Origin of the sequence: Bacillus sp. FSL R7-0646 (assembly GCF_037969865.1) — a bacterium.
In the GTDB taxonomy this organism is placed as follows: Bacteria; Bacillota; Bacilli; order Bacillales; family Bacillaceae; genus Bacillus; species Bacillus licheniformis.
In genome coordinates this window covers 2956381-2977048 of the sequence record NZ_CP150217.1, presented here as the reverse complement: position 1 = coordinate 2977048, position 20668 = coordinate 2956381, and the positions used below count along the sequence as shown (strand labels likewise).

Annotated in this window: 23 protein-coding genes; 21 read left to right on the top strand and 2 right to left on the bottom strand. The window is 46.2% G+C overall.

Annotated features, from left to right (window positions below; translation table 11 throughout):
• Positions 1–25 precede the first annotated feature (25 nt).
• The 5 genes from MKY62_RS15450 to MKY62_RS15430 all read left to right on the top strand — a co-directional run bounded on the left by MKY62_RS15450 (position 26) and on the right by MKY62_RS15430 (position 4816).
• Positions 26–238 (top strand): alpha/beta-type small acid-soluble spore protein, encoded by a 213-nt coding sequence (locus MKY62_RS15450; protein WP_003184396.1) that lies wholly within the window; start codon positions 26–28, stop codon positions 236–238.
• A 133-nt stretch (positions 239–371) separates the two neighbouring features.
• Positions 372–1970, top strand: coding sequence for an acyl--CoA ligase (locus MKY62_RS15445; protein ID WP_031314684.1), 1599 nt, complete (start codon positions 372–374; stop codon positions 1968–1970).
• Between the two features lie 25 nt (positions 1971–1995).
• On the top strand, positions 1996–2424 hold the full coding sequence (locus MKY62_RS15440) for a MarR family transcriptional regulator (protein WP_003184392.1): 429 nt from the start codon (positions 1996–1998) through the stop codon (positions 2422–2424).
• Positions 2425–2561: 137 nt separating this feature from the next.
• A complete protein-coding gene (locus tag MKY62_RS15435; protein WP_003184390.1) occupies positions 2562–4178 on the top strand; it encodes an MFS transporter in 1617 nt (538 codons plus the stop codon).
• Positions 4179–4180: 2 nt separating this feature from the next.
• Positions 4181–4816, top strand: coding sequence for an HlyD family efflux transporter periplasmic adaptor subunit (locus MKY62_RS15430; RefSeq protein WP_003184388.1), 636 nt, complete (start codon positions 4181–4183; stop codon positions 4814–4816).
• 61 nt (positions 4817–4877) lie between these two features.
• On the opposite strand, the gene MKY62_RS15425 is transcribed toward MKY62_RS15430, so the two are convergent.
• Entirely contained in the window at positions 4878–5675 is a 798-nt protein-coding gene (locus MKY62_RS15425) for an NAD kinase (RefSeq protein WP_035334100.1), read from the bottom strand.
• 192 nt (positions 5676–5867) lie between these two features.
• On the opposite strand from MKY62_RS15425, the gene sppA reads away from it, so the two are divergent.
• The 15 genes from sppA to MKY62_RS15350 all read left to right on the top strand — a co-directional run bounded on the left by sppA (position 5868) and on the right by MKY62_RS15350 (position 19188).
• Positions 5868–6875 carry a signal peptide peptidase SppA gene (gene sppA, locus MKY62_RS15420; RefSeq protein ID WP_003184383.1) on the top strand — a complete coding sequence of 336 codons (1008 nt, stop codon included), beginning with the start codon at positions 5868–5870 and terminating at the stop codon, positions 6873–6875.
• 15 nt (positions 6876–6890) lie between these two features.
• On the top strand, positions 6891–7409 hold the full coding sequence (locus MKY62_RS15415; protein ID WP_003184381.1) for an RDD family protein: 519 nt from the start codon (positions 6891–6893) through the stop codon (positions 7407–7409).
• Positions 7410–7530: 121 nt separating this feature from the next.
• A complete protein-coding gene (locus tag MKY62_RS15410; RefSeq protein WP_003184379.1) occupies positions 7531–8214 on the top strand; it encodes a DUF2953 domain-containing protein in 684 nt (227 codons plus the stop codon).
• 12 nt (positions 8215–8226) lie between these two features.
• Positions 8227–8685: a GerW family sporulation protein gene (gene ytfJ, locus MKY62_RS15405; RefSeq protein WP_003184377.1), complete on the top strand. Its 459-nt coding sequence runs from the start codon at positions 8227–8229 to the stop codon at positions 8683–8685.
• Between the two features lie 145 nt (positions 8686–8830).
• Positions 8831–9334, top strand: a complete 504-nt coding sequence (tpx, locus tag MKY62_RS15400; protein WP_011198194.1) for a thiol peroxidase — start codon at positions 8831–8833, stop codon at positions 9332–9334.
• 85 nt (positions 9335–9419) lie between these two features.
• Entirely contained in the window at positions 9420–10406 is a 987-nt protein-coding gene (locus MKY62_RS15395; protein WP_003184373.1) for a class I SAM-dependent methyltransferase, read from the top strand.
• A 229-nt stretch (positions 10407–10635) separates the two neighbouring features.
• Positions 10636–11823, top strand: a complete 1188-nt coding sequence (locus tag MKY62_RS15390) for an acetate kinase (RefSeq protein ID WP_003184371.1) — start codon at positions 10636–10638, stop codon at positions 11821–11823.
• A 98-nt stretch (positions 11824–11921) separates the two neighbouring features.
• Positions 11922–12440 carry a molybdenum cofactor biosynthesis protein B gene (locus MKY62_RS15385; RefSeq protein WP_011198193.1) on the top strand — a complete coding sequence of 173 codons (519 nt, stop codon included), beginning with the start codon at positions 11922–11924 and terminating at the stop codon, positions 12438–12440.
• A 192-nt stretch (positions 12441–12632) separates the two neighbouring features.
• Complete coding sequence (locus MKY62_RS15380) at positions 12633–13844, top strand: argininosuccinate synthase (protein WP_003184365.1); 1212 nt, start codon at positions 12633–12635, stop codon at positions 13842–13844.
• Complete coding sequence (gene argH, locus MKY62_RS15375) at positions 13841–15220, top strand: argininosuccinate lyase (RefSeq protein ID WP_003184363.1); 1380 nt, start codon at positions 13841–13843, stop codon at positions 15218–15220. The genes MKY62_RS15380 and argH overlap by 4 nt, the downstream gene beginning before the upstream one ends.
• A gap of 74 nt (positions 15221–15294) precedes the next feature.
• A complete protein-coding gene (locus MKY62_RS15370) occupies positions 15295–15438 on the top strand; it encodes a hypothetical protein (RefSeq protein WP_003184361.1) in 144 nt (47 codons plus the stop codon).
• Between the two features lie 178 nt (positions 15439–15616).
• Positions 15617–16378 (top strand): SDR family oxidoreductase, encoded by a 762-nt coding sequence (locus MKY62_RS15365; RefSeq protein WP_009329371.1) that lies wholly within the window; start codon positions 15617–15619, stop codon positions 16376–16378.
• A gap of 34 nt (positions 16379–16412) precedes the next feature.
• Entirely contained in the window at positions 16413–17099 is a 687-nt protein-coding gene (locus MKY62_RS15360; RefSeq protein ID WP_339613782.1) for a metal-dependent hydrolase, read from the top strand.
• Positions 17100–17215: 116 nt separating this feature from the next.
• Complete coding sequence (locus tag MKY62_RS15355; RefSeq protein ID WP_003184355.1) at positions 17216–17773, top strand: PadR family transcriptional regulator; 558 nt, start codon at positions 17216–17218, stop codon at positions 17771–17773.
• Between the two features lie 92 nt (positions 17774–17865).
• Positions 17866–19188 (top strand): CBS domain-containing protein, encoded by a 1323-nt coding sequence (locus tag MKY62_RS15350; RefSeq protein ID WP_025807568.1) that lies wholly within the window; start codon positions 17866–17868, stop codon positions 19186–19188.
• Between the two features lie 28 nt (positions 19189–19216).
• Here the strand turns inward: MKY62_RS15350 and MKY62_RS15345 are convergent, their stop codons facing one another.
• Positions 19217–19519 carry a YtpI family protein gene (locus MKY62_RS15345; RefSeq protein WP_003184352.1) on the bottom strand — a complete coding sequence of 101 codons (303 nt, stop codon included), beginning with the start codon at positions 19517–19519 and terminating at the stop codon, positions 19217–19219.
• A gap of 146 nt (positions 19520–19665) precedes the next feature.
• On the opposite strand from MKY62_RS15345, the gene MKY62_RS15340 reads away from it, so the two are divergent.
• Positions 19666–20610 carry a bifunctional oligoribonuclease/PAP phosphatase NrnA gene (locus MKY62_RS15340; protein WP_011198191.1) on the top strand — a complete coding sequence of 315 codons (945 nt, stop codon included), beginning with the start codon at positions 19666–19668 and terminating at the stop codon, positions 20608–20610.
• Positions 20611–20668: the final 58 nt, after the last annotated feature.

Here is a 20668-nt window from a genome sequence, read left to right as displayed (position 1 = left end):
TATACTCACAAGGAGGTGAGAACACATGGCTCAAAACAACAGACAAAGCAGTTCTAACCAACTATTGGTTCCTGGTGCTGCTCAAGCTATCGACCAAATGAAATTCGAAATCGCTTCTGAATTTGGCGTTAACCTTGGAGCAGAAACTACTTCTCGTGCAAACGGTTCAGTTGGAGGAGAAATCACTAAGCGTTTAGTTTCTTTCGCTCAACAGCAAATGGGTGGAACACAACAATAATTAAAATTAAAAAGCAATGGATAATGGGTGGGGTTTAATCCCCACTCTTTTTTATGTTCTGCAAAATAGGCATTTCGGAATACAATTGTATGAAAGGATTATGTATAATAAAAAGATGGCACAAGACAAGGAGATGGAAGGGTTGAGAAGAGAAGATTTGATTGCGCCGGAGAAGTATAATGCGGTTGATGAAATTGAAAAATTTAAATCTTCCCGCGATAAGACCGCATTGATCTGGGAAGATGAATCAGGGCGTCAAGTGTCATGGTCCTATGAAAAATTGATTGAAAAGGCTTACAAAATCGGCAGCATATTGACCCGTTCTGGACTGAAAAAAGGTGACAAGCTTATCGTGATGATGCCGCGGATACCGGAAACGTATGCCGTGTACATGGCCATTTTAAAAGCTGGAATGGTGGTCATCCCATGTTCCGAAATGCTTCGGGCGAAAGACTTGGATTACAGGATCAAGCATGCAGGCGTCAAAGGAGCCGTCGTATATTCAGCATTTCTTGATGCTTTTCTAGATGTTCGTTCAAAAGAGGCACTGTCGTTATTTGCCGTCGGAGAAAGCAGCGAAGGGTGGATCAATCTGCTCGAAAAAATGAATCAGGCCATTGCAGCGGATTTTCAAGCGGCGGATACCTCTCGCGATGACATCGCATTTTTATCTTACACATCCGGCACGACCGGTCAGCCAAAAGGGGTTGTACATACACACGGCTGGGCTTATGCTCACTTAAGAACGACAGCTTCCGCATGGCTTGACATTTCGGAAGGGGATCTCGTCTGGGCGACAGCAGGGCCGGGCTGGCAAAAATGGGTATGGAGCCCGTTTTTAGCAGTGCTCGGTAGCGGTGCAACCGGCTTTATCTATCATGGAAAATTCACGCCGGAAACGTATTTGCGGCTGATTGAGCGCCATCAAGTCAATGTGCTGTGCTGTACGCCGACAGAGTACCGGTTCATGGCGAAAGTCAATGATTTGTCCCGATTTGACCTGTCTTCTCTGCACAGCGCTGTTTCGGCCGGAGAGCCGTTGAACAGGGAAGTCATCGATACATTTAAAAAGCATTTTCATATTGCTGTGCGGGACGGATACGGACAAACGGAGAGCACGCTGTTGGTGGGGATTTTAAAAGGTATGAAAATCAAGCCTGGAAGCATGGGAAAACCGACGCCTGGAAACTTGGTTGATATTATTGACGGGAATGGAAAGAGCTGTCCCCCGGGCGAAACAGGCGATATTGCCGTTCACTTAAGCACGCCGGCTCTTTTTAAAGAATATTACAAAGATCAAGAACGAACGCTCCGACAAAGAAGAGGGGATTACTTTATAACAGGGGATAAGGCGCGAAAGGATGAAGACGGCTATTTTTGGTTTGAAAGCCGCAATGACGATGTGATCATCAGCTCAGGATATACAATCGGCCCGTTTGAAGTTGAAGATGCGCTGATCAAGCATCCTGAGGTCAAAGAATGTGCTGTTGTGGCAAGCCCTGATGAAATCAGGGGATCGATCGTGAAAGCATACGTTGTCTTAAAGGACCCATCCCGCGGAAATGAACACCTGACAAAGGAATTACAAGACCATGTAAAAGCCATGACGGCCCCTTATAAATACCCCCGGGAGATAGAATTCATCGAAGAACTGCCGAAAACGCCTTCGGCGAAAATCAAGCGCTTTGAACTAAGACAACGGGAAATCGCACTTAAAACGAAAGCTGAATAACCACACAAAGAGGAGGGAATATCCGTTGGGTCATGACTCACTCCGAAACATAGAGAAAGAAATCGCGCTTTTGGTCCGTCTGACGACGGCCTACAGCCCGCGCTTTGGAAGTCTGGACCGCTCGGAATATCTGCTGTTAAGCGAGCTTGATAAGCAAAGTCCTCTCGCCATCAACTCGCTGGCTGAAACCTTAATGCTGAATCTGTCGACAGCAAGCAGACAAGTTTCAGCCTTGGAACGGAAAAAGCTCATCAGACGTTTTCCTGATCCCAACAACGGCCGGATCAGCCTTGTGGAGATGACTTCGGAGGGCATTGATGCTCTGAAAAAAGTGCAAAAGGCCCGCTATCATGTATACACGGAGGTTCTTCAAGACTGGACAACAGAAGAACTGAACACGTTGGAAACCCATTTGATCAGACTGAATCAGGATTTTAAAAAGTGGAGCAAATAAGCGGCTAAAGGCTGGTTGGTCAGACGATCATCAGCCTTTTCTTTTTCTTTCGGTTGATTTATTGCGGGAAGGATGTATAATTTAACTTGCATAATACAACTTGTAATATGAAATATATAACTAAAGGAGGAGCGCTTATGAGTCAATCTGATGTGGCGATCCCGAGCTCTAAAAAAATCGGCATTCCGAAGTATTTGATCATTTCGGTTTTAACGATACTGGCCATTGGGCCGCAATATTTTCTTAATCTTTCCTATACGCTCAGTCAAGTCGTCATTCAAAACGGACTTCATTTGTCACCGGACGATATGCGGATTCCGTCCATTTTGACAAATCTTGCTTTTGCTCTCGGTGTTCCGCTTGGACGTATATTTTCAAGGAGGTTCGGCATTCGGAACAGCTACCTGACACTCATCACCTTATTTTTATGCGGCTCGCTGATCGACGCATTTTCAGCAGGCTTGTTTTCGCTTCTTATCGGAAGGGTGATACAAGGATTATGCTCCGGAATGTTATTTTTGACGATTCTTCCTGTCAAATTGATTTCGTTTCCGAACAAGGTCCGCAATTTGTTTTTCGTCATTAGCGGATTGTTCGGCGCTTCTGCCATCGGAGCGGTTTTTGGTTCCCTGTCACTCAGCGCGGATGCATGGCGCTGGGTGTTTATATTAAATATTTGTTCGCCTGTCCTTTGCCTTGTGATCGGCTTCTTCTCTTTGCCGAAACAAGCAGCGGAAGAGCGGGAGCATCATTCGATTGATAAGACGGGCGTTTTTATGCTCTCATTGCTCATGGTTGTTTTGACGGTGCCGCTTATCAATTTGCAGAAGACGGGTGTTCATTCTTTTTATGTGTGGCCGTTCTTTTTGGCCGGATTCATCATTTTGGCGTTGTTTGTCATTACAGACTTGCGCGCCCGGGAACCTCTTGTGCCGTTTCGTTCACTGTGGTCCGCAAAAGCTGTTTCCGGGACAGTCATGGCCGTTGCTTCACACATTGCACTCATTGTTTCCCTTGCCGTGATAAACGGATTTTTGAAAAACATTGCAGAGGCTTCTTTTGAAAGCATGACACGCTTTTATTTGTGTTTTTTCGCAGGGATTTTAGCTACTGCCGTGCTCAGCACGCTTTTGTATGATCATTTTGGCGCCGGATTGCTCGGCTGTATCGGCGCTTTGGAAATGATCATCGTCGGTATGGAATGGAGATCGGTTCAACCCGGTGTTTCGATGGAGTCGTTATATCTTCATGCTGTTTTGCTGGGCAGCGGCGTCAGCATGGTATTGGTATCGGGAGCGCTGGGCACGGCGCTTGCCGGAGATATTCACCAAGCTTCAAAACGCTCGGTTTCGCTTCACTTTATCCGCAATTTCGCCGGTGCCTGGGCTGCACCGGTGATCGGCTGGTTTGCTTCAATGAAGAATGCGGTGCACTACGAGATGATAAGAGGACATATCAGTGAAGCTGATCCTGAAATTCAGCTGGAATTGTCAAAAATGATTCGTGATTTTGTCAGCAGCGGGCTTTCTGTTGGTGATGCGAAGAACATGGCGGCCTATACGATTGTTGCAAATGCCAGAAAAGCTTCAGCCCTTGGCGCATATCACGATTTGTTTACGATACTGCTCTGGCTAAGCATCATCATGCTTGCGGCTTCAATTGGAAAGGCAGCGACCGGAAAAGGAAGATCGCTCGTTCAGAAGCGCCTTCGCCTGCCAGACCCTTCAGCAAGTCAACAAAAGGAGATAGGATAAACATGAGTAAAGGACGTTTGATGATCATCAATATGATTGGTATTATCGCAACTTTAGCGCTTGTCGCTGTATGCGGATATTACTATTATCAAAATAAACATTATGTCACGACGGATGAAGCAAGGGTTTCCGCAAATATGACAAAAATAACGGCGCCTGCTTCCGGAAAATTAAGCGGCTGGGATGCAAAAGAAGGCGACCATATATCAGACGGCGACAACCTCGGAAAAATATCGGACGGGCAGCAGTCGGTAGCTGTCAAAGCCATTTCCGACGGAACACTGGTCAAAAATACAGCCGTCAATCATAAAATCGTAAATGCGGGGGTTGTCATCGGTCAAACTGCCGATATGGATAACATATATATTACGGCTCATATTAAAGAAACGGAATTACGCGATATCGAAAAAGACGACAAAGTGGACATCAAAGTCGACGGGGACCCTGATACAACGTTTGAAGGGAAGGTCGAAGAGATCGGATATGCGACAGATTCGGTATTTTCAATGTTTCCGGAAATGAACCAAAGCGGAGACTATACGAAAGTCACCGAGAAAGTTCAAGTCAAGATTTCGATTCAAAATCCGTCCGCCAAATTGCTTCCCGGCATGAATGCGGAAGTGAAAATTTCGTTATAGGCATTCGCAAAAAAGAGCAAGACGATCGTCTTGCTCTTTTTTAATGAAAAGGTTTTCAAAATTATAGAAATGTGCGCCTTACTTTTTCCCAGAACGAATTATCTTTTAATTTAATGGTTTTGATCATCTTGCCGGAGAGGCTGACTTCGACTTCTTTCACATTCATCGTACTGAAGGCTTCGTTATCAAGGCCGATGATCGGATAGTCGTTCCCGTCCTGGACGATTTTTAATGTCAGCTTTCGATCCGCGCTTAAAATAAACGGCGAGCCGAGGGTTCTGTATGTGTTGTTGTTCAATGAAGCGAGCTCTGTCACCTGTATGCATGGAATCAGCGGATCAACGATTGCCCCATCAACCGATTTGTTATAAGCGGTGCTTCCGGTCGGAGTGGACACGATCATTCCGTCCCCCCGGAATGTTTCAAAATGAAGATCATCTATATAGACGTCCATTACAAATGTTTTAATAATGCTTGAACGGATGGATACTTCATTTAGACATTGAAAGCTGGTCCCGTCAACGGTTACATCGATCAGAGGATATTTTCTGACCTCGATTTGCTCCGAGTTTGTCGCTTCAATCATTTTATCGGTATCATATATATTAAAATCCGCATACAAATGAGCTTTCCCCTTTTTGGCCACGCCTACGTACAGGCAGTCATCCCTGAAGTTCGTCTTTCGAACAGCCTGCAAAAATGTCCCGTCGCCGCCGATGCTTGCGATAATATTGGCTTCATTGTGATGGTGAACGACGCGAAATCCGTGTTCTTCGGCAAGCGGTTTCAGTTTTTTGCACTGCTCGTCGGTTTCTTCGCTTTTTTTGTAAAAGAAATAAATGTTTCGGCGGTCTGTCACAATCATTCTCCCCTTTGTCTGTTAAGTTTAGATTTTTCTGCCATCTAACATATATGTTAAAATGACCTGTGACCCTTAGTTTACCATGTCCAAAAACTTCTTGTATATGAAGCGGCATCATAATGAACTTTTTCTCTTCATATACGTACTAAGACATGCAGCTTTTTTATTCAAAGGAGGAGAACAGACAAAATGAATGCGAAAAGATGGATCGCACTTGTCATCGCGCTGGGCGTTTTTGCGTTATCTGCGGTGATGAGCCTTTTGCTTGCAGTATTTGACACGATGGGGAATGACGGAAAGATGCAGTTTGGCCTCAATGACACCCAGGAAGAAACGGTGCTTGAACAAGGAAACAGCTCAAGAAAAATCGCCGTTCTTGAAGTGAACGGAACGATTTCCGACAATGGCGGCGCTTCAGGCCTGTTCAGCTCTGAAGGCTACAACCACAGATCGTTTTTGCAAATGCTTGAAAAAGCAAAAGACGATTCTGCCGTAAAGGGCATTGTTCTGCGCGTCAATTCTCCGGGTGGCGGAGTATACGAGAGCGCTGAGATACATAAGAAGCTTGAAGAGATCAAAAAAGATACGAAAAAACCGATTTACGTATCAATGGGATCGATGGCTGCGTCCGGCGGCTATTACATTTCAACGCCTGCCGACAAAATCTTTGCAGCGCCTGACACGCTGACGGGTTCACTCGGGGTCATCATGGAAAGCCTTAACTACAGCAAGCTTGCAGAGAAGCTTGGATTAAAAACGGAGACGATTAAAAGCGGTGAGTTTAAAGATATCATGTCACCGACGCGCGATATGACGAAAAAAGAAAGAGAAATCATGCAGTCAATGGTAGATGACGCGTACGAAGGGTTTGTAGATGTTATTGCCGAAGGGCGCGGCATGTCCGAAAATGACGTGAAAAAAATTGCCGACGGACGTGTCTATGACGGCCGCCAGGCGAAACAGAACCATCTCATTGATGAGCTCGGCTATTATGAAGATGCGGTCAAAGCGATGAAAAAGGACCACAAAAACCTTGCCGGCGCATCTGTTGTCAGCTATGAAGAATCAGCCGGCCTTGCCTCGCTGTTTTCAATGACTGCAAATAAGATGTTTAAAAGCGAAGCTGATTTCTTAAACATTAAAGAAGCGATTTCTCAATCCGGTGCACCGAGACTCATGTATTTATATGCCAAATAGGAGGGGACCGAAAAAATGGATGTGACTTATGATGGAAAGGATCATAATGAATTATCGCCGAATGTCGGCGTTTCCAGGGAAGAATCGGCCCCGCATGTAGAGCATGCCTATGCCGGTTTTTGGATCAGGCTGTTTGCTTTTCTGCTTGACGGGGTTGTTATCGGCAGCATCAACAACTTAGCGGTTTCACCCGTTTTCAGCCTGCTGAACCTCCCTAAAGAATCAGGGTTTTTCACCTTTTCGCTTTATTCTTTTGTGACGGCGGCAGTATTTTTTGCTTACTTTGTCCTGATGACGAAGTATTTCGGACAGACGTTGGGCAAGATGGTATTCGGGCTGAAGGTCGTGTCGCTTGTCCCGGAAAAAGGGCTGACATGGGATGTGGTCCTGTTTAGGGAGTTTATCGGCCGCTATATCAACAGTTTATATATTACGTATCTCGTAGCAGCGTTTTCGCCTAAGAAACAAGGGATTCACGATTTCTTTGCGGACACTGCGGTTATCCATGAAAAACTGTATCGAAAAAAAGACTGAGAGTTTTAAACCCGGCTGAAGACTGCCGGGTTTTTTTATTCCTTTGTATCGGCGGAATTCCGGCTATGTTTATTTTTCCAGTTTTCTTCCTATAATGCTTAGTATAAGAGGAAGTGAAATCATGATTTACATATGGATTGCGGGAGTATTCATTCTTTTGGCAGCATTGATGATAATGAAAATCCGCGTAGCGATCGAGTATCTTCATACAGACGATGACGACCGGCTGACCGTCAAAGTTCGGACGGCTTTTGGCATTCTGCGCATTAAAAGGGAGATTCCGGTGATTAAAATCAACCAGGAGGATATGACCGTTGATGTGAAAGAACAGACGAATTCGGCTCTGAAAAAAGATAAAAAGAGGAGAAAAATCGGCTATCGGGAAGTGTTCGATAGTACGAAGCAAATCAAAAAATTGGTGGAACAGATCATCAATATGCAGCCGATCATCCGCCGGTTTATGAAGCGGATTCACGTCACGAAGCTCGAATGGACCTCTGTCCTCGGCTTTCCTGACGCGGCTTTAACCGGGATTGTCACAGGCGGCGCCTGGTCCCTGAAAGCCGGCACGGTGGCTCTCTTGCATCAGCTTTTTTGCTTTGACAGCCAGCCGGAATACGAGGTGATTCCAGCCTTTAACAGCCGTTCCTCCAAAACGCATCTGACATGTATATTCCATTTTCGGGTTGGACATGCTATAACCGCAGCTTTCAGAATCGTGGTGAACTGGAAAGGGAAAATGCGCGGCTTATTTAAGCTGCCAAAAAATCTGTCAGGTTCAACAAAGAATGATTCATCAGTATAGGAGGAATAGAATATGGCTGAACATCCAATTCAAGGTTTGATGAAAACCGCAATGGAAAACTTAAAAGAAATGATTGATGTCAATACCATTATCGGAGATCCTGTGGAAACACCTGACGGCAGCGTCATCCTAACCGTCTCCAGAGTGGGATTCGGCTTTGCGGCTGGCGGAAGCGAGTTCGGCGGCAATAAACCGGCCGAATCCAAAGCGAGCGATGGAGACCGCGAACGAAAAGAATCGAAGCTCCCGTTTGGCGGGGGAAGCGGAGGAGGCGTATCGATTACGCCGATTGCTTTTTTGATTGTCGGATCATCAGGCGTTAAAGTACTGCATTTGGATGAAAACACGCACGTCATCGATAAGATTTTAGACTCAGCTCCGCAAACGATCGAACGGATTCAGCATATGTTTAAGAAAAACGATAAGCAGAAGCAAAATATGAACCGTCAAAACCAGACGCCTCCTTTTTAAAAGCCCCGGCTTTCCGGCAACAGAGTCCCAGAAGTTAACTGTTCCTGCAGCAGTTAACTTTTTTTGTCTCTGCCGGACTTAAGCTTTGCAGTTTGTCCTAAACTCTTTTATAGTAGAGTCATACATAAATGAAGGAGGAATGATGATGGCTTCAATTACATTTAAGGGAAACCCGGTGACACTGGTGGGTTCAGAAGTGAAAGTCGGAGACCAGGCGCCTGATTTCACGGTTTTGTCCAATTCGCTTGAGGAAGTCACACTTCAGGACATCAAAGGCAAACCGGCGGTTATTTCGGTGATTCCGTCTATCGATACAGGTGTTTGTGACGCACAGACCCGCCGCTTTAACGAAGAAGCCGCAGGCCTCGGTTCGGTGAAAGTGTATACGATCAGCGCTGACCTGCCGTTTGCACAGGCGCGCTGGTGCGGAGCAAACGGAATTGAAAATGTGGAAACATTGTCAGATCACAGGGAGATGTCTTTTGGGGAAGCATTCGGGGTTTACATTAAAGAATTGAGATTGCTTGCCCGCGCCGTATTTGTTTTAGATGAAAACGGAAAAGTTGTCTACACTGAATACGTCAGCGAAGCGACAAACCATCCGGACTACGACAAAGCCATCGAAGCTGCCAAATCACTCGTTAAGTAAATTCAACTCATAAAAGGGCTCCAGGTGTTCATCTTGCCGGAGCTCTTTTCATGGCTTTGATTTTTTGATAAGGAGAGACATCATCATGCAAAACTATCCAGTCGAAACGATTTATGAATGGCTTGACAAAGGAGCGGAAGTCATCGCACGCGATCGGCAGATCCCTTACATAGAAGGATTGGCGGAAGCCGGAGAGGCATTCTTTACAGGTTCTGCGGACCGCGGGCTTTCCGAAGAAGCCGAACAAAAGGTGAAGGATCTGATCGGCCGTGCGCGCTTTTCAGAGTGCAGTCATGAGTCGATACGGAAAGCCTTCCAGCTTGCCATACTGAAAGGCCAGAAAGATATTCCTCATCCGAACAGGCAGATGACGCCCGATACGATCGGATTATTTATCGGATATCTTGTGAACAAATTTATGGAGCGGAAAAAAGGATTGACGCTGTTTGATCCGGCGGTCGGCACTGGAAACCTGCTGCTTGCCGTTTTGAACCAGCTGGCTGAGGAAGCGGGAAAAGCGTTCGGCTCAGAGATTGATGACGTCCTGATCAAGCTGGCCTATGTCCAGGCAAACCTGCAGGAAAAGGAAATCGAGCTTTTTAACCAGGACAGCCTGCAGCCGATTTTTATGGAACATGCCGATGCGGTCATCTGCGATCTTCCTGTCGGATATTATCCTGATGACGAAAGTGCGCGCGCTTTCGAATTAAAGGCAGATGAAGGCCACTCTTTTTCACACCATTTGTTTATTGAACAAAGCTTGACCTATACGAAACCGGGCGGCTATTTATTTTTTATGATTCCGAACCATTTGTTTGAAAGCGGTCAAAGCGAAAAGCTGCGTACCTTTTTAAAGAACAATGCGCATATTAATGCAGTGCTTCAGCTTCCGCTGTCCATTTTCAAAGATGAAGCACACGCGAAGAGCATTTTGGTTTTACAAAAGCATGGGGAACAGGCGAAAGCGCCTAAACAGGTTCTGCTCGCGCAAGTCCCGTCATTCGCCAATCAGGATGCGATGCTGAACATGACAGCCAAACTCGACAGCTGGTTCCAGGCTGAAAAAAGATAAGCAGATCAGAGAAGATATATTCTCTGATCTATTTTTATATTCAGAAAATAATAATTTCTTAGTGAAAGCGTTAACATGTCGGATCGTGACTTGAAATGCACTCTTTTGAGTGTTTAAATGAGAAAGGCAGATATTTTTTGAATTTACTAAGAACGATTTTATACATATTTTTTATGTTCCGGGTTGAACATAATGTCACCGGACTATAGGTAAAAAGGAGCGTCATTTTATGTCCAAAATTATTGCAATCAATGCTGGAAGCTCATCACTGAAATTTCAACTGTTCGAAATGCCCAGCGAAAAAGTATTAACAAAAGGCCTTGTTGAGCGAATCGGGCTGGATAACGGCATCTTCACGATTTCCGTCAACGACGAAAAAAAGACTGAAACAACAGATATTCCGGATCATTCCGTAGCTGTAAAAATGCTGCTGGATAAACTGACAAAATTCGGCATTATCAAGGATTTAAATGAAATCGACGGAATCGGTCACCGCGTCGTACACGGCGGCGAAAAGTTCAGCGACTCCGTTTTATTGACGGATGAAATGATCCATGAGATCGAAGAGATTTCAGAGCTTGCACCGCTTCATAACCCGGCCAATATTGTCGGAATTAAAGCGTTTAAAGAAGTTCTTCCGAATGTTCCTGCCGTGGCCGTTTTTGATACGGCATTCCATCAAACGATGCCGGAACAATCTTATCTGTACAGTCTGCCATATGAATATTATGAGAAATTCGGCATCCGTAAATACGGTTTCCATGGTACATCTCATAAATATGTGACTGAACGCGCGGCAGAGCTGCTTGGCCGTCCGATTGAAGAACTTCGCCTGATTTCCTGCCACCTTGGAAACGGAGCGAGCATCGCAGCTGTTGAAGGCGGCAAATCAATCGATACATCAATGGGCTTCACACCGCTTGCAGGTGTAGCGATGGGTACGCGTTCAGGTAACATCGATCCTGCGCTTATCCCGTTCATTATGGAAAAAACGGGTCAAACAGCCGACGAAGTCCTGAACACGCTCAATAAGAAGAGCGGTCTTTTGGGTATTTCTGGATTCTCAAGCGATTTGCGCGATATCGTTGAAGCAACTAAAGAAGGCAATGAACGTGCGGAAACAGCACTCGAAGTATTCGCAAGCAGAATTCATAAATACATCGGTTCTTATGCAGCGCGAATGAGCGGAGTAGACGCGATTATTTTCACTGCCGGCATCGGGGAAAACAGCGTTGAAGTCAGAGAGCGCGTTCTTCATGGTTTGGAATTCATGGGCGTCTATTGGGACCCTGCCTTGAATAACGTCCGCGGAAAAGAAGCGTTTATCAGCTACCCGCATTCGCCTGTAAAAGTCATCGTCATTCCGACGAATGAAGAAGTAATGATTGCAAGAGACGTCGTCAGACTGGCACACTAAAAATAAAAAAACAGCCTTCTCTTTTCAAGGAGGGCTGTTTTTTTATACATTTTCCCCTTTATAATGAAAAAAGACTGTATAAAGGAGGCTGTATGGCCATGAGTGTTGAAGAGCATAAAAAAGAAGCGCCGGACTGCGTCAACTGCAAAGTCATTACCGTCAGCGATACAAGAACGGAAGACACGGATAAAAGCGGCCGGCTCATGAAAGAGTTTTTAGCGGAAGCCGGTCATGAGATCGTTTCCTATGAGATTGTAAAGGACGAAAAGGAAATAATTCAAAAAGCTGTGCTGAAAGGCTGTCTCGACGACCGGATCGATGCCGTCCTATTAAACGGAGGGACTGGCATTGCCTCAAGAGATGTAACAATCGAGTCGATCGTTCCTCTTTTTTCGAAAGAAATTCCGGGGTTCGGGGAGATATTCCGCATGCTGAGTTATACAGAGGATATCGGAGCGGCTGCGATCCTCTCAAGGGCTGCAGCAGGTGTTATTCAAAACAAAGCCGTATTTGCAACACCGGGTTCAAGCGGTGCCGTAAAGCTTGCAATGTCAAAGCTGATTGTGCCTGAGCTTGCCCATGTCATCAGAGAACTGAGAAAAGATATGAAAAAGTAAGGCCGGAAAGCCTTCCGGCCGAACGCTGAATATGCACTGAACTTCATTCATAAAAAATGAATGAAGTTTTTTTTATAAAAAGGTTGAAAAAACAAGACTTCCTTGTTAAAGTGTATACATATTAAATGTATTTTTATTAAATAAAACTTATTTTTATACAAAAGAGCACCGAGATGAGAGGAGTTTTTCGAAATGACGCAAAAGAAAAAAGTGGTATTAGCATATTCAGGAGGACTTGATACTTCTGTCGCGATAAAGTGGCTTCAGGAACAGGGATATGATGTAGTGGCCTGCTGCCTTGACGTCGGAGAGGGAAAGGATCTCGCCTTTGTTCAGCAAAAAGCGCTTCAAGTCGGAGCCTCTAATTCTTATGTTATCGATGCAAAAGAAGAATTTGCGAAAGAGTTTGCGCTGACCGCCCTCCAGGCCCACACGCTTTATGAAGGAAAGTATCCGCTCGTATCAGCCCTGTCCAGACCGCTGATCGCCAAAAAGCTCGTCGAAGTGGCTGAGAAAGAAAACGCGCAAGCCGTGGCTCACGGCTGCACAGGCAAAGGGAATGACCAAGTGCGCTTCGAGGTGTCGATTAAATCGCTCAATCCGGATTTGGAGGTGCTGGCACCTGTGCGCGAATGGAAATGGTCTCGCGACGAAGAGATCGCGTATGCAGAAAAGCATGGCATTCCAATTCCGATCAATCTTGACAGCCCGTATTCAATCGACCAGAACCTGTGGGGCAGAAGCAATGAATGCGGAGTCCTAGAAGATCCTTGGGCCGCGCCTCCTGAAGGAGCGTATGATTTGACGAAGCCTCTTGAAAAAACACCGGATACTCCTGATGTGATCGAAATCGCTTTTGAAGAAGGCGTTCCCGTATCCATTGACGGGACTCACTACCCGCTGTCAGACTTGATTTTAAAGCTGAATGAACTGGCGGGCGCACATGGAGTGGGGCGCATCGACCATGTTGAAAACCGCCTTGTCGGCATCAAATCGCGCGAAGTTTACGAATGCCCGGGCGCGATGACTTTGATTAAGGCGCACAAGGAGCTTGAAGATTTGACATTGGTAAAAGAAGTGGCGCATTTCAAACCTATAATCGAACAAAAAATGGCTGAAGTGATCTATAACGGCCTCTGGTTTTCTCCGCTTAAAGACGCGCTTTCCGGTTTCCTGAAAGAAACGCAGAAGCATGTCACGGGCGTCGTCCGCGTCAAGCTGTTTAAAGGCCATGCGATCGTTGAAGGGCGTAAGTCCGAATACTCCCTGTATGATGAAAAGCTTGCGACGTATACAAAAGACGATGCATTCGATCATCACGCTGCAGTCGGCTTTATCGAGCTGTGGGGACTGCCGACGAAAGTAAACAGCATCGTCCAAAAAAAGGAGCAGATTAAAGCATGAAAAAGCTGTGGGGAGGCCGGTTCCAAAAAACACCGGAAAAATGGGTCGATGAGTTCGGCGCATCGATCCACTTTGACAAAACGCTTGTAAAAGAAGATATCGCAGGGTCTCTCGCTCATGCTTCCATGCTTGAAAAATGCGGCATTTTAACCGAAGCAGAAGCGGTCAAAATAAAGGAAGGCCTGACATCCCTTTTGCACAAAGCGGAAAAAAACGAACTCGATTTTTCAGTCGATTGCGAAGATATTCACCTCAACCTAGAAAAAATGCTCATTGATGAAATCGGGCCGCTCGGCGGAAAGCTTCATACGGCCAGAAGCCGAAACGACCAGGTGGCGACGGATATGCACCTGTATTTAAAAGGGCACACTGAGCATATCATCGAGCTGATTACGGCTTTTCAACACGTTATGATCGAAAAAGCGGAAGAACACGTGGAGACGATACTGCCGGGATACACCCATTTGCAGCGGGCCCAGCCGATCTCGTTCGCGCATCATTTGCTGGCTTACTTCTGGATGCTGGAGCGCGATAAAGAACGCTATCATGATTCATTCAAGCGGATTAACAAGTCTCCTCTCGGATGCGGGGCGCTCGCCGGAACGACGTTTCCGATCGACCGTGAATATTCCGCAGACCTGCTCGGCTTTGATTCGATATATGAAAACAGCCTGGACGGCGTCAGCGACAGGGATTTCATCCTTGAATTTTTAAGCGCGAGCAGCATTCTGATGATGCATCTGTCAAGATTCTCCGAAGAAATCATTCTTTGGTGCTCGCAGGAATTTAAATTCATTGAGCTTGATGACACCTACGCGACGGGAAGCAGCATGATGCCGCAAAAGAAAAACCCGGACATGGCGGAGCTCATCCGCGGGAAAACAGGACGCGTATACGGTGATCTGATCGGACTCCTCACGATTATGAAGGGGCTCCCGTTAGCATACAATAAAGATTTGCAGGAAGACAAAGAAGGTATGTTTGATACTGTGAAAACGGTCGAAGGAAGCCTTGAGATTTTTGCCGGCATGATTAAAACGATGACAGTGAACAAAAATATGATGAAAAAAGCAACGGAGCAGGATTTTTCAAATGCAACTGAACTTGCCGACTATCTGGCGAAAAAGGGCATGCCCTTCAGAGAAGCGCACGAAGTCGTCGGAAGACTTGTCTTCACCTGCATCGAAAAGGGCATTTATCTCAGCGGCCTGCCGTTTGAAGAGTTCAAAAAGGCAAGCGGGCTGTTTGAAGAAGACGTCTACATCGTGCTCGACCCGCACCATGCCGTCGAAAAAAGAATGAGCGAAGGCGGGACGGGATTCAAAAAGGTGACAGAAGCCATTCAAAAGGCGAAGCAGTGTTTGAACAATTTTTAACACTTCCCGATTCGATTCATAACTGTGCGGCTTCATACGCAAAATAAATTTGTGAATCGAAAAGGGGTGTGGCAATGAAACAAGATCAGTCAAAACACGGATATATGTATGATGCCGACGGAGATAAAGAAACCGTTCAGCAGATCTCTGATGCTTATTTCAGCGGGTTTGTCGCGCACGATGACGCACAGCCGTTAGCTGACGCAGATAAACAATAGAAAGCTGGAGCCCGTAAGAGCGGGCTTCAGCTTTCTTCCGTCTGTCGATTGTATTCCAGCGGCGATTGAAACTTCCCGATGCTCCAAATGTGATATCCTAAGGGTTTTGTAGTAAAGTATAGGTAGATTAATGCAATCATTTGCGAATACCGAGAACCAATGCCTGGGAGGGAAAGATGTGCGCCATGCGTTAATTACTGCCGGTTCAAAAGGTTTGGGGCGTAAAGTGACGGAAGCCCTGCTTGAAAAAGGCTACTCAGTGACGGTGAATTACAGGCAAGACGAAGAAGCTGTCCGCCGCCTCAAAGAAAAATGGCGGTCATCCCTTGACCGTTTGCAGTTTGTTAAGGGTGATGTCACCAGGAAAGAAGACCTGCTCCGGATGGTGAATGCCGCTCTTGAGCGATTTGGAAAAATTGATCTTCTGATCAATAATGCCGGCCCATACATATTTGAACGAAAAAAGCTTGCGGATTATACTGATGATGAATGGTATGACATGCTTGAAGGCAACTTAAGCTCTGTCTTCCATCTGTTTAAAGCGGTTGTTCCGATCATGAGGCGCCAGCGGTTCGGCCGAATCATCACTTACGGATTTCAGGGGGCCGACCATGCGCCTGGCTGGCTGCATCGTTCCGCTTTTGGAGCGGCAAAAGTAGGGCTGGCTTCTTTAACAAAGACGATCGCCATTGAAGAAGCGGGCTCCGGCATCACAGCCAACATGGTCTGTCCAGGCAACATTGTCGGGGATATGAAAGAGGCCTCGATTTCAGAAGCGAGGGCGTCACTTGATGAGGAAACGCCGATCGGCAGGTCGGGAACCGGTGAAGACATCGCAAGGATCATCACTTTTCTATGCGATGAACATTCCGACTACATTACGGGAACAGTCATTGAAGCCACAGGCGGCTTGAATGTGATTAACCGTCATTCTCTCTAGACGTGCGAAATTAAAAAAATCAGGGGTGGATATGATGAAAGTGGCATATCATGGTCATTCAGTGGTAACAGTTGATACGGGAGATCATCAGTTGATCTTCGATCCGTTTATTACAGGAAACTCATTAACCGATTTAAAGCCCGAAGATGTCAAAGCGGACGTCATCTTGCTGACTCACGGACATAACGTTCATGTCGGCGATACCATCGAAATCGCCAAGCGAAACAATTCGCTCGTTGTAGCTCCGAATGAACTCGCGGTCTATCTAGGATGGAAAGGCCTGAATGTACATCCGATGCACATCGGCGGCTCCCACCAGTTCGATTTTGGAAAAGTCAAGCTGACGCAGGCTTTCCACGGATCGGCTTATACGGAAGAAGACAGCCAAAAGATCGTCTATACCGGCATGCCGGCGGGGATCCTTCTGACTGTGGAAGGAAGGACGATTTTTCATGCCGGCGACACCGGGCTTTTCTCAGATATGAAGCTGATCGGTGAATTAAATCATATCGACCTTGCCTTCTTGCCGATCGGCGATAATTTTACGATGGGCCCTGAGGACGCCAAACTGGCCGCAGAATGGCTCAGAGCGAAACAGGTTGTCCCGGTTCACTACTCGACGTTCCCCGTCATCGAACAGGATCCGCATGCATTTGCGGACAGCCTTCCTGGAGGCGTCGGAAAAGTGCTTGAGGTCGGTGAGTCAATCGAATTTAAGTAAATTTGTTTTAGAGGGCCCGAATCCGGGTCCTTTTTTCGGTTGAACCGGTTATGCGCCTATCAAAACATGTCCACCATGATATAATGTAGGAATCGGATTCATCTTGGAGGGTGATTATGAGGGTATTGAAATACGCGATTTTGGGGCTCCTTGATCATGGGAGTTTGAGCGGCTACGATATGACAAGCCGGTTTAAAGCCGAATTGGGCCAATTTTGGAGCGCCAAGCACAGCCAGATTTATCCCGAGCTGAAAAAGCTGACGGATGAAGGATTTATCGAATTTGAAACGGTGATCCAAGGCTCAAAATTAGAAAAGAAAATGTATTCCATCACAGAAGCCGGAAAGCGTGAACTTCACGGGTGGCTTACGGAATTTAAGCCGGTTCCAGATACGGTAAAAGATGAATTTATGCTGAAAGCTTATTTTATCTCTTCGATGGAACCTGATGAAGCGAAAAGGCTTTTTAACGATCAGCTTCAAAAGAGACAGGAAAAAGCTGCTTTTTTAAACACCAAGCTCGATGAATTGAAGCGCGAAGCGGGTGATTCAATAACGTTCCGCTCGCCTCATTTCGGCCATTACCTTGTATTGACCCGGGCGCTTGAGCGGGAAAAAGGCTATTGCTCATGGCTTGAAAAAGCGCTTCTCCTGATGGAGGATGATAAGGCTTAGGCGGGCATGATGTTGTGAAGGCGGATTGCGGTTCAATCGCACAACGATTTATAATAAATATATCTAGCAGTCAGAGGATGAAGGTGAAACGATTGGCGACAAAACACGAACAGATTTTAAAATATATTGATTCTTTGTCTGTCGGCGAAAAAATCTCCGTCAGGCGGATTGCCAAAGAAATGAAAGTCAGTGAAGGAACTGCTTACAGAGCGATAAAAGAAGCCGAGAATAAAGGGTTTGTCAGCACGATTGAAAGGGTCGGAACGATCAGGATCGAGCAAAAGAAAAAAGAGAATATTGAAAAACTGACATATGCTGAAGTGGTGAATGTCATTGACGGCCATGTGCTTGGCGGAAAAGCAGGGCTTCATAAAACGCTCAACAAATTCGTCATCGGAGCGATGAAGCTTGATGCGATGATGAGATATACCGGAGCGGGCAACCTGCTGATTGTCGGCAACCGAATCGATGCGCACCGCCAGGCTTTGGAAGCGGGTGCTGCCGTACTGGTGACGGGCGGTTTTGATACGGAGCCGGAGATTATTGAGCTTGCCGACAGGCTCGAGCTCCCGGTCATTTCTACAAGCTATGATACGTTTACTGTAGCGGCGATGATCAACAGGGCGATTTATGACCAGCTCATCAAAAAAGAAGTCGTGCTTGTTGAGGATATTTTGACTCCTTTAGAAAAAACAGTCTGCTTATCACCTCATGAAAAGCTGGAAAGATGGTATGAGAAAAACTTTGAAACTGGGCACGGACGCTTTCCCATCGTTGACGAGCAGATGAAAATCCACGGCATTTTAACTTCGAAGGACGTTGCCGGATATGACCGCAGTGTATTGATTGAAAAAGTCATGACGAAAAACCCGATTACAGTGATCGGAAAAACGTCTGTTGCTTCAGCCGCGCAGATGATGGTCTGGGAAGGGATCGAAGTGCTTCCCGTCGTTGACGAGCGGCAAAAGCTGATCGGCATGATCAGCAGGCAGGATGTATTAAAGGCGCTTCAAATGATCCAAAAACAGCCGCAGGTCGGAGAAAAACTCGATGACATCGTGACCGGCGGTTTCAAAGAATCGGACAATGACAAAAACAAGCCGGCTCCGGTCTATCAATACGAAGTAACGCCGCAAATGACAAACCACTTGGGGACGATTTCCTACGGCGTGTTTACGACGATTTTGACCGAAGCTGCAAACCGCTTTTTGCGGTCGCGCAAAAAAGGCGAGCTCGTGATAGAGAGCATGACGATTTATTTTTTAAAGCCTGTGCAAATGGAGTCTGTCATTGAAATAAAACCGAACATTCTCGAAGCCGGGAGAAAGTTCGGGAAAATGGATATAGAAGTTTTTCACCAGGGTGCTCTAGTCGGCAAAGCGATGATGATGGTTCAGCTGATGGAAAGAAGCTAAGGGACGCGGTCGGTGTCCCTCTTTTCGCTTATGCGTTCTCCCGTTCGTTTTCTTTCGCAAGCAAAGGGACATAGTGCTTATAGGCCTTGTAGCCGGCCCACATGCTCCCGAGCCCGGTCAGCATAAAAATAACGCCGATGACGACAGCCAGCGTGCCGCGGTTTAAAATCAGCTGATTGGCGCCGAAGAACATGATAAACAGGCCCAGACTCATGCTTGACTTGGCCGAATAGTATTCCCGTTCAACCGCTTTTTTGGTGCGCACATACCTTACTTTGAAGTACACATAAGCTATCGCTGAAACCACAATAAAAAAAACAAAAAACGGCATAATCGACATCCTCCATTGTAAGTTTTACAAACCCATTGTATACATAATCGGGTTCGCTTTCTACAATAAAAAGTCATAACTTTCACTTTCCACCAACAACAGATTATGATTTAATGGTTAAAAACAAAGTAAAGAAGGGGCGCGTCATGAAAAAAGAAATCATCAGAACCATATCATTATATGACACGATCATTATACATAGACATGTGAGACCGGATCCTGACGCCTACGGATCCCAATGCGGCCTTACGGAAATCCTGAGGGCAACCTACCCCGAAAAAAATATTTTCGCGGTCGGAGCTCCTGAACCTTCTCTCGCTTTTTTGTATACCCCAGATGTGATTGAAGACCCGGTGTATGAAAATGCACTTGTCATCGTTTGCGACACGGCAAATCAAGCGAGAATTTCAGATTCGCGCTACAACCTGGGCGACAAGCTGATCAAAATCGACCACCATCCGAATGAAGACCGGTACGGCGACCTTTTATGGGTGGATACGAGTGCGAGCTCGACGAGCGAGATGATTTACGAACTGTATTTAGCGGGTAAAGAACAAGCGGGATGGGCGCTTCCAACAAAGGGCGCCGAACTGATCTATGCCGGCATTGTGGGGGATACAGGGCGCTTCTTATTTCCGAACACGACAAAAAAGACATTGAAATATGCCGGAGAGCTGATCGAGTATCCTTTTTCTTCCCAGGCGCTTTTTGATCAATTATATGAGACGAAATTAAATGTTGTGAGGCTGAACGGCTATATTTACCAGAATGTTTCTCTGTCCGAAAACGGTGTTGCGTCGGTTTTCATCACCCGCGATATTTTACATCAATACAATATTACGCCGTCTGAAGCTTCACAGCTTGTCAGCACGCTCGGCAATATTTCGGGGATCAAAGCATGGGTGTTTTTTGTGGAGGAAGCCGATCAAATCAGGGTAAGGCTTCGTTCAAAGGGGCCGATTGTCAATGAAGTCGCTAAAAAATACAACGGCGGGGGCCATCCGCTCGCAGCCGGCGCTTCCATCTATGACTGGAAAGACGCTGATCTTGTCATCGCTGACCTGGAGCGTATATGCAAAGAAAACAAATAAGAGGGGAAGTCCCTCTTTTTTGTGCAGTTTAACTGCAAACGTTTGCATTACATCTTGC